The organism is Oceanobacillus sp. FSL W8-0428 (assembly GCF_038004405.1).
Taxonomy (GTDB): domain Bacteria; phylum Bacillota; class Bacilli; order Bacillales; family Amphibacillaceae; genus Oceanobacillus; species Oceanobacillus sojae.
The window spans coordinates 1,410,635-1,423,396 of record NZ_JBBORB010000001.1 but is presented as its reverse complement, the minus strand read 5'-3'; the positions used below and the strand labels follow the sequence as shown (position 1 = coordinate 1,423,396).

Genomic DNA, 12,762 nt, shown 5'->3' with positions numbered 1-12,762 from the left:
ATGTATATGTTAATCATGAATTTCTAAAAGATCATCACCAAAGAGCTTTCGTGCCTCGTCTACAAGAGGATCCCCCTCCTGCTCCTTCTGTTCATCAGGCTTTTCCTGCTTTTGGATGTATTCACTGCGCAGGTCATTCCATTCTTTCTCAGGGATCGGAATAATCGTGCGATGCTTATCTAAATTCCCTAATATCGATTCTACCATTTCCCGATGATCAAGGAATAAAGAACAATGAATTTCATATTTAAACGCTACAATAAGTGTATCTGCTGATGCTGCGGCAGGCTTACTGTCCTGAATAGTTGCATGCGCCGGGGCATTCGTTGTTTTTAATTGGCTTAAGAAGTTTGCCCACTGTGCATGCACATCCTTCAGCTCTTTTTTCTCTGCTTTTCCTAGTGTATCACGAATCCGGTCAAATGGAATCTTATATGTGTTTCGTGAATTTCTGGAAGCGGGACGGCGCCTCTCAGCTGCAGGTGCGCTTCCTCCAGCTTCCTGATGCTGCAGCGGTGCTTCTTTTAATTTCGCTATATCCTTCTCCATTGCCTGCAATTTTTGCTGAAGCTTTAGAACAGCATCTGATTGCTCCACAGCTTCAGACTGGATCTGCCCCGCTCCTTGCGTTTTTCCAAATTGATCTGTAATGGATAACAATGCTACCTCAATAAAAATCTTTGGGCTGTTGGACCATTTCATTTCCTGCTGACATTGATTCAATTCAATAATGGAGCGTTGAATCCAGTTATTTGTAATCTGCTTAGCCAATTCTTCAAAGGCTTCATTGACAACAGCCCGCTCTAATAGCTCCCCTAATCCTGACGAGCTTTTATATAAAAGTAAATCACGCATAAAGTATATTAAATCCTGTACAAATTTCCCTGGATCTTTTCCTGTTTGAATCATCTGATCCAATCCGCTGAGTACAGTCTGCACATCCTGCTGTATCATTGCACGTACGATATTGGTGAGAACCTCTTGAGATACGCCGCCAGTTACGGCCAGCACATCCTCCAGCTCTACCTGTTCCTCACTATAGGAGATAGCCTGATCCAGGATACTTAATGCATCACGCATACCGCCTTCTGCTGCTAATGCAACGGACTCTAAAGCTTCATCCGTAACAGAAATATTCTCGGCGTTCATGATTTTCTGCATTCTTTCCACAATTGCCTGATTGGAAATTGGTTTAAAATCAAAACGCTGGCAACGGGAAATAATCGTTAATGGTATTTTATGCGGTTCAGTTGTTGCAAGGATAAATACAACGTGTTTCGGCGGTTCTTCCAATGTTTTCAGAAGCGCGTTAAAGGCATTGACAGATATCATATGCACTTCATCAATGATATACACTTTGTAAGGTACAGAGCTCGGTGCATACTTCACTTTATCCCGGATATCACGAATATCATCGACACTTGTATTCGATGCCGCATCAATTTCAATGACATCGGAAATAGAGCCATCCTGAATACCTCTGCATGCCGCACACTCATTGCATGGCTCTTTTACGGGTGCATGCTCACAATTAATCGTTTGTGCAAAAATCTTTGCAGCACTTGTTTTCCCTGTCCCTCTTGGACCAGAGAATAAATAAGCATGTGAGAATTTATCTTGTGTAATGGCATTTTGTAATGTTCTCGTGATATGCTGCTGTCCTACAACATCTTCAAATGTTCTTGGGCGCCAGACGCGGTATAAAGCTTGATAACTCATGATTTCGATTCCCCTTATGTGTCTCGTTTCTATTATACCCGATTAGTGGCCTGGATGAAAACCTTAGAAATAGATTATCTGGAAGTAATTTATGTTTAAATAATTATTAAAAAAATTGAATTTTAGAGAATTCCTTCATAAAGAATAAAGAAGCTTTATCGAAATTATAGAACTAACGTTCCCATTATGGTATAATACACTATGATATACACAGTAAAAAGTTTAACGGTGGAAGGTAGCATCTCCTATATGGAAGGAGGTGATGCCTATGGCTACTTTTGACGCCCTGTCTTTAATGATCAGCTTTGGCATGCTTATTATTGCCATTCTTTCATTTCACGACAAAGACCAAAAGTAAAACCACCCTTAGCTTGCCGGCAAATAGGGTGGCTTCATTCGTCACTTTAAAACAGCCTTCCCTCTCTGATGGAGAGAAATAACTGTGTGTATTGTCAGGGTAGTATGCTCATACATACTGCCCTTTTCAATATTATATACTATGCGTTTATATAAGTACGTATTCAAAAAGTCCGATAAATAGGACCAAGAAGTCCAAGGCGACTAGCTTTTTCCGACGGACTTCCGCAGGATGTGGTGGCTTCTGTGTTGTCCACAGGACGTGGGCGTTCTTAGTAGAAGATCCTCTCATTGCCGTGTCATCTTTATTGGATTTTTTGAATATCCTCTATAAGAAATTATATCATATACCCTGTTTCTAGTACAATTTAACCTGTAAAAAGAACAACGTACAATTAACGATGCTTATATAAGCCTGCATATATCATTACTTTTTCGGGTAAGCACGCTTATATTGTCTTGCTGGTTCTATTGTATCTCCCAGCTGCTCACTTGCCCGGATTGCCCAATAAGGGTCTTTTAGCATGCCACGTCCAATTGCAACTAAATCAGCATCACCATTTCCGATAACAGATTCCGCTAATAGAGGATCTTCTAAAATACCGACAGCGATGACAGGTATATTCAGCTCTTCCTTAAATCTACGTGCAAATGGAACCTGATAGCCAGGGTGTATTGCTGGTTTTTGTTTTCCTGGAGGAGCCTCCCCGCCACTGGAAATATGGAACATATCAATGCCCGCTGCTTTATATTTTTTCGCAATTTCCAAAGCATGATTTATATCATAGCCGTCATCCATGTATTCAACAGCAGATATACGCATTAATAATGGCATATCCTCGGGAATAACTGCTTTGACAGCTCGAATAATCTGCGCTCCAAATAAAGATAATTCCTGATATTCGTCCTCTCTCTGATTAATACCTGGAGAATGAAATTGATGAATCAAGTAGCCGTGTGCACCATGTAATTCAATTGTATCGAATCCGGCATCGACCGCTCGTTTTGCTGCATCTTGAAATTGTTGAACCGTTTCCCGAACTTCTTCTGTAGTTAAAGCACGGGGCATTTTATCGTCTTTTGTAGCAGGGATTGCAGATGGAGCAACCGGCGGGTTCGCATCCTCTGCCTTTCTTCCCGCATGGGCAATTTGAATACCTATTTTTGCACCGTTCTTGTGAACAGCATCGACGATTTTTTTATAGGCTGGAATTTGTTCGTCTGACCACAGGCCAAGATCATTATCTGTAATACGTCCATCTGGATCGACATCCGTCATCTCAACTAAGATTAGACCGGCTCCTCCTACTGCCCGTGATGTGTAGTGTACAAAATGCCAGTCATTTGGAATTCCGTCTTTGGCATCAACGGAGTATTGGCACATTGGCGCCATAACAACTTTATTTTTCAAGGTTAAATTTTTCAATGTAAATGGTTGTGTTAATTGAGCCATTCTTGCACCTCGCTTATAAATTTTTTAAGTAATTCATAGCATATGCTTTGTTATTATTTAGTGCAAATAATCTGTTTTGCCTTCCATATTTTAAAAAGCAGCTAAAACTTCTACGTTCGCAGGATAAGGCGTTTTTTTTTGCACAAAAAAAGAACTGCATTTTTACAGTTCTTTTTTTCAATATGTAGCGTGCACCTGCTTTCGATGAAATGACCATATGCGCTACATAAGTTCATGGCTCAGCCCAGGCTTCCCCGCGGCACACAAGAAAAACCACTTACTGCTGCTTCCTTCCGGATCTGACAGGGTTCATGGGTTCCTGTTGCGCAGGACCAGGACGTCAACACCAATCCCTTAAGTCAGACCATACAGTCATTTCACCTCGAGCAGGGATTCGGCCTCGCTATAGCGGATTGCGAGTACAGGGCACCGCTACCTCCCCGCTTAGCACGTAATTAATATTATATCTTCCTCAGGAAGAAATTGCAACGATATTTGTCCCATTATCGGCATCCATATTATTCTTCCGATGCAGAATCCTTCTCATTCTTTTTCTGACGCAGTTCTTTAAAAAAATTTTTTAAGATCATACTGCACTGCTGTTCAAGAACTCCTGATGTTACATCAACCTGATGATTAAAACGCGGCTCTTTTAATAAATTCATTAATGTTCCGGCACAGCCTGCCTTTGGATCACTTGCTCCGTAGACCACACGTTTAATTCTTGACTGTACAATCGCTCCGGCACACATTGGGCATGGCTCTAAGGTAACATACAAGGTACAATCCTCTAATCTCCAGCTCCCTACTGCCTGATTAGCTTCCTGAATAGCAAGCAGTTCTGCATGGGTTAGTGTTGTTTGTATTGATTCCCGCAAATTAAATCCTTTTCCAATAATTTCTCCATCCTTGACAATTACAGCACCAATTGGTACTTCGTTTAATATCCAGGCCCGGCGTGCCTCTTGAATAGCTGCTGCCATATATAATTCATCTTGACTTACTGACATTTCTTCTGTCATTTTTATCACATCACTTTATTATCGTTTTAATTATAGCTGCAAGAGGGAATACTAAATTAACCTATCTTTCTAAAGGAGACATCCAATAACCATGAAAATTGAAAATACAGCACTTGTCTTCGTTGACGTAATTAATGATTTTAAATTTGACGGCGGCGATAATCTTCATGCTTATACAGAAGACATGCTGCCAAATCTGATAAAGCTCCGTAATTTTGCCAAGGAAAAATCTATTCCCGTTATCTATGTTAATGACCATTACGGCTTATGGCAAGCAGACTTCCATAAAATTATCGACTTTTGTAAAAATGAAAAAAGCGAGGAAATCATTGAAAAAATCAAACCGGATGATGACGATTATTTTCTAATTAAACCACAACACTCCGCTTTTTTTCAAACACCTTTACATGCACTCTTAACAGAATTAAACCGGTCGCATATTATTTTAGCAGGCATTGCCGGCGATATTTGCATCCTGTTTACTGCAAAGGATGCCTATATGTATAAATTAAGTCTTTCGATTCCTAAAAACTGCATTGCTTCTGAGGAAAATGAAAATAATAATTATGCACTTTATCTGATGGAGTCTGTAATGGATGCAGATATCTCACCAGTTTAGCATATAACTCTTTCCCCCTTCATATGTATAGTATGTAAGAAGCAATCTGAAGGGGGTATTACTTTGCAGATATACGTCGTTGAACAGGGCGATACACTGGAGCAAATTGCAGATACATATGGTTCTTCCGTTCAAGATATAGTCAATGCAAATGAGTTAAATGCGCCAAGCCAATTAGTTATCGGGCAAGCACTTGTCATTCCGATTGTCGGTCAATTTTACTTTGTTCAGCCTGGCGATACGCTTTCCTCCATTGCCGCCCGGTTTGACATCGGTGTGGAAGAATTGGCAACGATTAACGGCTTGAATTCAAATCAGATTATCTATCCCGGATTTCGATTATATATTCCGCCGGCTCCAAAAGAACCGATTACCTCAAATGCTTATGTCGAACCAATGGGAGAAGAGGTTTCCCAAACCCTAGAAACCGCAGCAAGCAACTATACGCCTTTTTTAACATATCTCAGTTTATTTAGTTATCGGGTTAATCGGGACGGTACACTTGCAGCTCCACCAACAGGAAATCTCATTACCTCCGCAAGGAATAATGGTGCTTCTATTGCGATGGTGGTGACCAATCTAGAAGAAGGAGCATTCAGCTCAGAGGTCGGACATATTATTTTAACGGTGCAGGCTGTTCAAAATACACTATTAGATGAAATTATTAATATCGCTACAGAACAAGGTTTTCGTGATGTACACTTTGATTTTGAATTTCTATTGCCAGAAGACCGCGAGGCTTATAATACTTTTTTACGTACAGCAAAGGACCGCCTCTCACAAGCAGGACTGCAGATTTCAACAGCACTTGCTCCAAAAACAAGTTCAGAGCAGGCTGGACAATGGTATGAAGCACATGATTACAGAGCACACGGGGAGATTGTAGATTTTGTGGTGTTAATGACCTATGAATGGGGGTATAGCTATGGCCCGCCAATGGCTGTTTCTCCCTTGAATTCTGTCCGTGACGTGGTTGAATATGCTGTCTCAGAAATCCCGTCAGAGAAAATTATGCTTGGTCAAAATCTATATGGATATGATTGGACACTTCCTTTTGTGGAAGGCGGAGAAGCTGCTAGAGCGGTTAGCCCGCAACAGGCAGTCAATATCGCCTGGGAGAATAATGTCGCCATTCAATATGATACCACCGCTCAGGCGCCTTACTTTATGTATGCTGATGAATCAGGCCAAGAGCATGAGGTTTGGTTTGAGGATGCCCGTTCTATTCAGGCAAAATTTGATTTAATCAGGGAATTTCAGCTATTAGGTATTTCATATTGGAAATTAGGGCTGGCTTTCCCGCAAAACTGGCTGCTTTTAAATAATGAATTTGATATTCGGAAATTGGATGAATAATAAAAGGGGGTGCTTCAAATTTTAGAAGCACCCCCTTTTTCTATAATTAATTAACCAAGTACCTTCACTGATTCACGATTAAATGCTGGAAGATCATCCGGCGTACGGCTTGTTACTAATTGATTTTGGCAAACAACGACCTCTTCATCTTTGAACTTCGCACCTGCGTTTACAAGGTCTACTTGAATAGATTTAAAACCTGTTGCTCCGCGGCCATCAAGTGTTTTTGCAGTAATAAGAAGCTGTGGTCCATGACAAATTGCCATAACCGGCTTTTTCTCATCCATAAAGTGTTTTGCAAATGCTACAAAGCGATCGTCTGCACGTAATATATCTGGAGAGAAACCGCCAGGAATAAGCAAAGCATCAAAGTCTTCCGGTTTCACATCATCAATACCTTTATCGATTGTTACTTTTGTATCTTCTGATTTACCGGTTACCGTGTTTCCTTGTTCCTTTTCAATAGTAACCAGCTCATGACCAGCTTCTTCCAATGCTTTCTTAGGGCTTGTATATTCAACGTCTTCAAATAAGTCTGTAATAACTGTTGCGATTTTTTTACCCATGAATCATTCACTCCTTTAATAATGGTTACATCCTATATCTTCCCAAATAGAATTTATTTAAAACATAAAAGAATTTATATTCATTCCGTGAATTTTCCTTTAGGATTTATCTGTTATAAAGCTCTGTCTCAAACAATATAGGTTAATCTGCCTTATCCCGATTAATATTTATCCTCTGAATGCTTTGGTATGAATATTCTCCCGGTTAAGGAATTCTTCTATTTTTTTCTGTTCTCTTCCATTGACTGTACCACTTTCATCAATGATTGATTCCATATCTATATCAGAAAAATTTCCTTCACTAATATTATCTGTCAAGTCATTGAGTGCTTCATCTAATTTATAAAGATATTGATGAGAGGCTGTAATATATTGGCTAATTCTTTCAGACTCTTCCTGATAACCTTCTGGCAAAGTATTATGTAAGATATAATTAGAAAAATTATCATCATTTTCTTTTATCAAGCTGTTAATTTTATTAAATTTCTCTAATTCAATTTCATTTAATTCCTGATCATCATCTATTAATTCCTCAAATGGATAGCTGGCATTTTCTAATTCTTCACTGATATCGAGATATGTTTTTATACTTTGTTTCATCTCTTCTTTATCAATTACGTGATTGTTTTTTTCAGAGATAAAAATGAGTGTCAGGAATCTCTATATTTTCCACTGAAATAACGTCATTCTCTGTCATATCCGTATTTTCTTCTTGAGAACATGCACTTAATAATAAAATAATCAAAAGGCTGTAAATGATTTTTCTCATATTAATTTTCCCTTCTTAATAGATGATATTCCATTATACTTTTATTTTTATCTTATACCTATTCCTAAATCTGTCAATTATTTTATATAAAATAATTATTAATAAAATAATTTTTTTATATAAATTTCCATATTTGAGAGTAGAGAATATTAAATATCGCCGCTATAGTCAGCAAATGAATCACCTTTAATTCACTTCATCAGATTCTTTTATCTGCTACAATTCTTAAGTAAACTACTACGGCATAAAAAAGCGGCTTCCCGCTCACAACAATTCGGAAAGTCGCTTTTTATTTCAGGTAAGATTTATCTTTAACCTATCACTTTATTTTAAATACTGCACATTATTCCTCTAGTGTCGACGTATCACCTGTCGGTAGCCCTAATTCCCATGATTTTAACAGACGGCGCATAATCTTTCCGCTCCGTGTTTTTGGAATAGAGTCTTTCACTTCAATTTCTCGCGGTGCCGCATGTGCACTTAATTCTTTTTTAACAAATTGACGGATTTCTTCTAAAAGCTCATCACTTTTTTCGTAGCCTGGATTTAAGGTAATAAACGCTTTAATAATTTCTCCACGCTCAGGATCCGGTTTACCGATAACTCCTGCCTCTGCAACAGCCGGATGCTCAATCAGCTTGCTCTCTACCTCGAATGGCCCAACACGTTCACCAGATGTATTAATGACATCATCCAGACGGCCCTGGAACCAGAAATAGCCGTCCTCATCCCGATAAGCGCTGTCCCCGGATACATACCATCCGTTAATAAAATAGCTCTCATATTTTCCTTTATTATTCCAAACCTCACGCATCATAGATGGCCAGCCTGCTTTAATTGCTAAATTACCCATTTGATTTGGAGGAATTTCATTTCCTTCGTTATCAACAATAGAGGCCTCTACGCCAGGGATTGGTTTTCCCATGGAGCCTGGTCTGATTTCTAATGCCGGGATATTTACAATAACCTGGGCACCTGTCTCAGTCATCCACCATGTATCATGAATGCGCAAATCAAATGCTTTTAATCCCCAAGTAATAACCTCCGGATTTAGCGGCTCTCCAACACTTAAAATATGACGCAGCGCAGACAGGTCGTATTCTCTGACCTTCTCCTCGCCGTAACTTACAAGCATACGTAATGCTGTCGGTGCAGTATACCATACAGTAACATGATTATCCTGTAATGTTTTATACCAGTCATCCGGAGAGAAACGCCCGCCGCGAATAACATTCGTTACCCCATGCAGCCATGGAGCAAAAATACCGTAGCTCGTTCCTGTTACCCAGCCCGGGTCTGCAGTACACCAGTATATATCGTCCTCTTTTAAATCCAATACCCATTCTCCTGTTGCATAATGCTGGATCATAGCATTATGCACATGCAGAATCCCTTTTGGTTTTCCTGTTGAACCAGATGTATAATGGAGCAGCATGCCGTCCTCTTTATCCACCCATACAATATCAAAATCAGTGGACGCACTCTTCATTTCTGCATGAAAATCTATATACTGATCTCCTTCTTCCTCATGCTCACCGACTAATACGATTTTCTCTAAATTCGGTAATTTGTCCTGAGGTATACGATAGAGCAAATCTGGAGTTGTAATTAAAACACGTGCCTCACTGTTTTCCAGCCGGTCTCCTACTGCCTGCTCCATAAATGCCTCAAATAATGGTCCTGCAATAGCTCCAATTTTTAAAATACCAAAAAATGCTGTATAGAACTCGGGACTTCTTGGCATAAAAAGAAAAACACGATCCCCTTTTTGCACATCGTATTTTTTAAGTACGTTTGCAAATTGATTACTCTGTAAGCGAAGCTGATCAAAGCTCATCTTTTCTTCGCGGGCGGGATCTGAATATAGCAATGCGATCTTATCCTTCTTATCAGGATTATCAGCATGTTTATCAAGAGCCTCATATGCCATATTTACTTTTCCTGTTTCATACCAGGAAAAGTTCTTTTCTACATCTTCCCAAGAAAAATCATTTCGGAAATCCTCATAGTTTTTTAAATTATGCTTCCCTTCACGGGCCGGTATTGCTTGCATATCCATCTAATCACCTCATCCAATTAAATTGAAAACGATTACAAATAGAATTAAAAAAAGGGTTCAAATATTTTGTTAACTGATTCTATTTTAGAACATTCTGTGACATTTTTAAAGAGTTTGTTTCTAATTTTACAAAATAAAGGAGATGTTCACGTGATAAACACCTTTCGGACGCAGGGTTCCAGGAATTTTTAATAAAAACCGGTAAGACGAATCCTACCGGTTTAATGAGTTATGCTTTTTTCTCTTTTCGTCTTTCCCTCTCTGATAATATATATGCACATGCTGCATCTCCTGAAGTATTCAGAGCTGTTCTCAGCATATCAAGGATTCGGTCGATACCAATAATTAATGCAATACCTTCAACAGGCAGACCAACTTGCTTTAGAACCATTGCCAGCATAATTAAGCCGACACCTGGCACACCTGCTGTGCCGACACTTGCCAGAGTAGCAACAAGAACAACCATTAATAAATCAACCATCGTAAGAGGCAAATCATATACCTGTGAAATAAACACAGTCGCAACAGCCTGCATAATCGCTGTACCATCCATATTAATGGTTGCTCCCAGCGGTTGAACAAAGCTGCTGATTTCTTTCTTAACACCCAGATTCTCCTGGGCTGTTTTCATAGCTACAGGCAGTGCCGCATTGGAACTGGATGTACTGAAAGCAACTGTCATCGCCGGGAAGAAGCCTTTAAAGAATTTAATTGGATTCCCTCGTCCCAATAACCAGATAGCTAGTGAATAAATAATTAAAGCATGCAGGAACAGCGCTCCAATAACGGTTAACATATAACTTAGCATCGAACCGACTGCATCCAGTCCGGCACCTCCGATTGCTGATACGATTAACGCAAACGCACCATAAGGAGCAAATCGCATAACTAACATGACGAGCCAGTTTAAAATTTCATTTGCCTGTTCAAATAAATTATAAATACCTTTAGTTTTATCATTTAAATACGCCAGAGCAATTCCTATAAACACAGCAAATGCAATAATCTGCAGCATATCTCCAGACGACATTGCAGCTATTGGATTCTCAGGAATGATATTAATCAGCGTCTCCATAATGGGAGGCGCTTCACCTGGCGTATAATCACCAACATTCGATGTATCAAAAATTCCAGCTTTACCTGGTTTAACAGCATAACCTAACGCTAATCCAATACTGATAGCAATCGCAGTGGTTGTTAAAAAGAAAGTGATCGTGAAAACACCAATTTTCCCTAACTTCGCGGGATCGCCTAATCCTGCTGTTCCCAAAACAATAGAAACAAACACCAGCGGTACAACCAGCATCATAATAAGGTTTAAAAATATTTGTCCAATTGGATCCAACACATATTTATCCAAAGGTCCAAAAAAACTCTCGGGAGCAAATGTTAGAGCAATACCAACAACTGCACCAGCAATTAAAGCAATTAATATTCTTTTCGTTAATTTTTTAGAATCCATATACCTTCTTCCTTTCACTATGTTGAGGCTTAAAAAAATATCCATCTGAAAAATAAAAATTTATTGAGGCTTCCGAATGTTGCAATTCACCTTGATTTAAGGTCATTTATACTCTTAATAAATTCATAAATTTCATTGGATATAAAACATAGACTTATTGGATTTTTCTTTCTTTGTAGTTGAGGCGACTACATTTATACAGGGATTATTTCAATTTGTAGAATAGGTAGAATAAATTCTACCATAAATGACAGGTTTTTGAATAGTATTTTTTGAAATAATACATTATTTACCATGTCCCTGCTAGTTTTAAAGAATGTACCCCGATTATTATCTTATAAAACACTGCCGCATTTTCATCCAATAAAAAACTACCCCCTTTTATCAGGAGATAGAACCTAAATTACTTATTATATTAGGAAAAAATTCAGTCAGATTGAGAGATTTTTCTTTGAGGAAATAGCTTTGCGGTGCTCTTTATTACATAACTATAATTTAAGCTCTTTGAGGTATCGATATTGTCTAGGGTGTATAAAATCTCTTAATTTCATAGTTTCTTTTATTTAACCAGCTTTATTTTATAAAAGCTCTTTGCATTTATTTAATGCCTCATTTAACTCCTTATCAAACAACATTTTCACATCAATTTCCAGTGCCTCCGCTATTTTTTCCAAGGTATCTACATCTATCTTTGTTTTCCCTTTAGAAATGTTTGTATACCATGCGGGAGTCTTAGAGCATTTTTTTGCAATTTGTGTCTTTGTTACTTGTTTTTGTTGTCTAATAAACTCAATTTTCTCATGAATTTCCACTAAATCACTCCATCCATCATTTAGTTCTTTCTACTTAAATTATAATTAAGCGTTTTGCGTAAGTCAATATATTAATATAGTAAAATTTGCATTTCGCTTAAAAATACTATTATTTTTATTAAAAATGGTATTATCTCTATAATGAGGTGGATACAATGAAAATTCTTTCCCAAAGATTAAGAGAAGCACGAGAAAAAGCTGGATTAAAACAAATTGAAGCATCTAAGCTTCTGGGAATTTCAAACGGTACTTTATCTGGTTATGAAAGAGAATATCGTGATCCTGATACAGACACTTTACATAAAATGGCTGAATTATATAGTGTTTCTGTAGATTGGCTTCTTGGTAAATCTATGTATCCCTCACCGAAAAGTACTTCCCAGCCTGAGCCGATGTCTGAACAGGATACACTAATGTTCAGTAATTGGAAACGCATGACAGAAGACGAGAAACAAGAAGCTTTACATGTGATACAATATATTTTATATAAAAAGAAAATGGATAATAGAAATGATGATAAAAAAGAATAGTAGTTATATTCTCAATAAGGTATATGGGTAATCTTTAT

At 38.3% G+C, this 12,762-nt stretch carries 13 protein-coding genes and 1 other RNA gene; 4 read left to right on the top strand and 10 right to left on the bottom strand.

What is annotated here, in order from left to right; all coding sequences use genetic code 11:
- Positions 1–9: 9 nt before the first annotated feature.
- The gene (dnaX, locus tag MKY30_RS06285) at positions 10–1,719 is read right to left on the bottom strand and encodes a DNA polymerase III subunit gamma/tau (protein WP_341083136.1); all 1,710 of its coding nucleotides are present in this window, start codon (positions 1,717–1,719) and stop codon (positions 10–12) included.
- A 268-nt stretch (positions 1,720–1,987) separates the two neighbouring features.
- Here dnaX and MKY30_RS06280 point away from each other — a divergent pair, with 268 nt between their 5' ends.
- The gene (locus tag MKY30_RS06280; protein WP_222595752.1) at positions 1,988–2,077 is read left to right on the top strand and encodes a putative holin-like toxin; all 90 of its coding nucleotides are present in this window, start codon (positions 1,988–1,990) and stop codon (positions 2,075–2,077) included.
- A 426-nt stretch (positions 2,078–2,503) separates the two neighbouring features.
- Here the strand turns inward: MKY30_RS06280 and MKY30_RS06275 are convergent, their stop codons facing one another.
- The 3 genes from MKY30_RS06275 to tadA all read right to left on the bottom strand — a co-directional run bounded on the left by MKY30_RS06275 (position 2,504) and on the right by tadA (position 4,551).
- Positions 2,504–3,529, bottom strand: a complete 1,026-nt coding sequence (locus MKY30_RS06275; protein ID WP_341083135.1) for an NADH:flavin oxidoreductase/NADH oxidase — start codon at positions 3,527–3,529, stop codon at positions 2,504–2,506.
- Between the two features lie 187 nt (positions 3,530–3,716).
- An RNA gene (gene ffs, locus MKY30_RS06270) (signal recognition particle sRNA large type) lies at positions 3,717–3,982 on the bottom strand.
- A gap of 65 nt (positions 3,983–4,047) precedes the next feature.
- Positions 4,048–4,551 carry a tRNA adenosine(34) deaminase TadA gene (tadA, locus tag MKY30_RS06265; RefSeq protein WP_198048769.1) on the bottom strand — a complete coding sequence of 168 codons (504 nt, stop codon included), beginning with the start codon at positions 4,549–4,551 and terminating at the stop codon, positions 4,048–4,050.
- Between the two features lie 91 nt (positions 4,552–4,642).
- On the opposite strand from tadA, the gene MKY30_RS06260 reads away from it, so the two are divergent.
- Both MKY30_RS06260 and MKY30_RS06255 read left to right on the top strand, forming a co-directional pair.
- Positions 4,643–5,170 carry an isochorismatase family cysteine hydrolase gene (locus MKY30_RS06260; RefSeq protein WP_147212259.1) on the top strand — a complete coding sequence of 176 codons (528 nt, stop codon included), beginning with the start codon at positions 4,643–4,645 and terminating at the stop codon, positions 5,168–5,170.
- Between the two features lie 63 nt (positions 5,171–5,233).
- Positions 5,234–6,526, top strand: a complete 1,293-nt coding sequence (locus MKY30_RS06255; protein ID WP_341083134.1) for a glycoside hydrolase family 18 protein — start codon at positions 5,234–5,236, stop codon at positions 6,524–6,526.
- Positions 6,527–6,576: 50 nt separating this feature from the next.
- Here MKY30_RS06255 and MKY30_RS06250 read toward each other — a convergent pair whose 3' ends face one another.
- From MKY30_RS06250 to MKY30_RS06225, 6 genes are all read right to left on the bottom strand, one after another.
- Positions 6,577–7,092, bottom strand: a complete 516-nt coding sequence (locus MKY30_RS06250; protein WP_147212261.1) for a type 1 glutamine amidotransferase domain-containing protein — start codon at positions 7,090–7,092, stop codon at positions 6,577–6,579.
- 168 nt (positions 7,093–7,260) lie between these two features.
- Positions 7,261–7,692 carry an NDxxF motif lipoprotein gene (locus MKY30_RS06245; RefSeq protein WP_341083133.1) on the bottom strand — a complete coding sequence of 144 codons (432 nt, stop codon included), beginning with the start codon at positions 7,690–7,692 and terminating at the stop codon, positions 7,261–7,263.
- 31 nt (positions 7,693–7,723) lie between these two features.
- The gene (locus MKY30_RS06240; protein ID WP_246145255.1) at positions 7,724–7,861 is read right to left on the bottom strand and encodes a lipoprotein; all 138 of its coding nucleotides are present in this window, start codon (positions 7,859–7,861) and stop codon (positions 7,724–7,726) included.
- Between the two features lie 343 nt (positions 7,862–8,204).
- On the bottom strand, positions 8,205–9,920 hold the full coding sequence (gene acsA / locus MKY30_RS06235) for an acetate--CoA ligase (RefSeq protein WP_156988822.1): 1,716 nt from the start codon (positions 9,918–9,920) through the stop codon (positions 8,205–8,207).
- 229 nt (positions 9,921–10,149) lie between these two features.
- Positions 10,150–11,382 (bottom strand): dicarboxylate/amino acid:cation symporter, encoded by a 1,233-nt coding sequence (locus tag MKY30_RS06230; RefSeq protein WP_147212263.1) that lies wholly within the window; start codon positions 11,380–11,382, stop codon positions 10,150–10,152.
- A gap of 578 nt (positions 11,383–11,960) precedes the next feature.
- Positions 11,961–12,194 carry a helix-turn-helix domain-containing protein gene (locus MKY30_RS06225; protein ID WP_147212264.1) on the bottom strand — a complete coding sequence of 78 codons (234 nt, stop codon included), beginning with the start codon at positions 12,192–12,194 and terminating at the stop codon, positions 11,961–11,963.
- Positions 12,195–12,349: 155 nt separating this feature from the next.
- Between MKY30_RS06225 and MKY30_RS06220 the strand changes: the two genes are divergently transcribed.
- Positions 12,350–12,724, top strand: coding sequence for a helix-turn-helix domain-containing protein (locus tag MKY30_RS06220; protein ID WP_147212265.1), 375 nt, complete (start codon positions 12,350–12,352; stop codon positions 12,722–12,724).
- Positions 12,725–12,762 lie beyond the last annotated feature (38 nt).

What these genes read in the sequence shown, in the direction of transcription:
- dnaX (WP_341083136.1), bottom strand. Translation starts at nt 1,719, where the DNA reads ATGAGTTATCAAGCTTTATACCGCGTCTGGCGCCCAAGAACATTTGAA.
- MKY30_RS06280 (WP_222595752.1), top strand. Translation starts at nt 1,988, where the DNA reads ATGGCTACTTTTGACGCCCTGTCTTTAATGATCAGCTTTGGCATGCTT.
- MKY30_RS06275 (WP_341083135.1), bottom strand. Translation starts at nt 3,529, where the DNA reads ATGGCTCAATTAACACAACCATTTACATTGAAAAATTTAACCTTGAAA.
- tadA (WP_198048769.1), bottom strand. Translation starts at nt 4,551, where the DNA reads ATGACAGAAGAAATGTCAGTAAGTCAAGATGAATTATATATGGCAGCA.
- MKY30_RS06260 (WP_147212259.1), top strand. Translation starts at nt 4,643, where the DNA reads ATGAAAATTGAAAATACAGCACTTGTCTTCGTTGACGTAATTAATGAT.
- MKY30_RS06250 (WP_147212261.1), bottom strand. Translation starts at nt 7,092, where the DNA reads ATGGGTAAAAAAATCGCAACAGTTATTACAGACTTATTTGAAGACGTT.
- MKY30_RS06245 (WP_341083133.1), bottom strand. Translation starts at nt 7,692, where the DNA reads ATGAAACAAAGTATAAAAACATATCTCGATATCAGTGAAGAATTAGAA.
- MKY30_RS06240 (WP_246145255.1), bottom strand. Translation starts at nt 7,861, where the DNA reads ATGAGAAAAATCATTTACAGCCTTTTGATTATTTTATTATTAAGTGCA.
- acsA (WP_156988822.1), bottom strand. Translation starts at nt 9,920, where the DNA reads ATGGATATGCAAGCAATACCGGCCCGTGAAGGGAAGCATAATTTAAAA.
- MKY30_RS06230 (WP_147212263.1), bottom strand. Translation starts at nt 11,382, where the DNA reads ATGGATTCTAAAAAATTAACGAAAAGAATATTAATTGCTTTAATTGCT.
- MKY30_RS06220 (WP_147212265.1), top strand. Translation starts at nt 12,350, where the DNA reads ATGAAAATTCTTTCCCAAAGATTAAGAGAAGCACGAGAAAAAGCTGGA.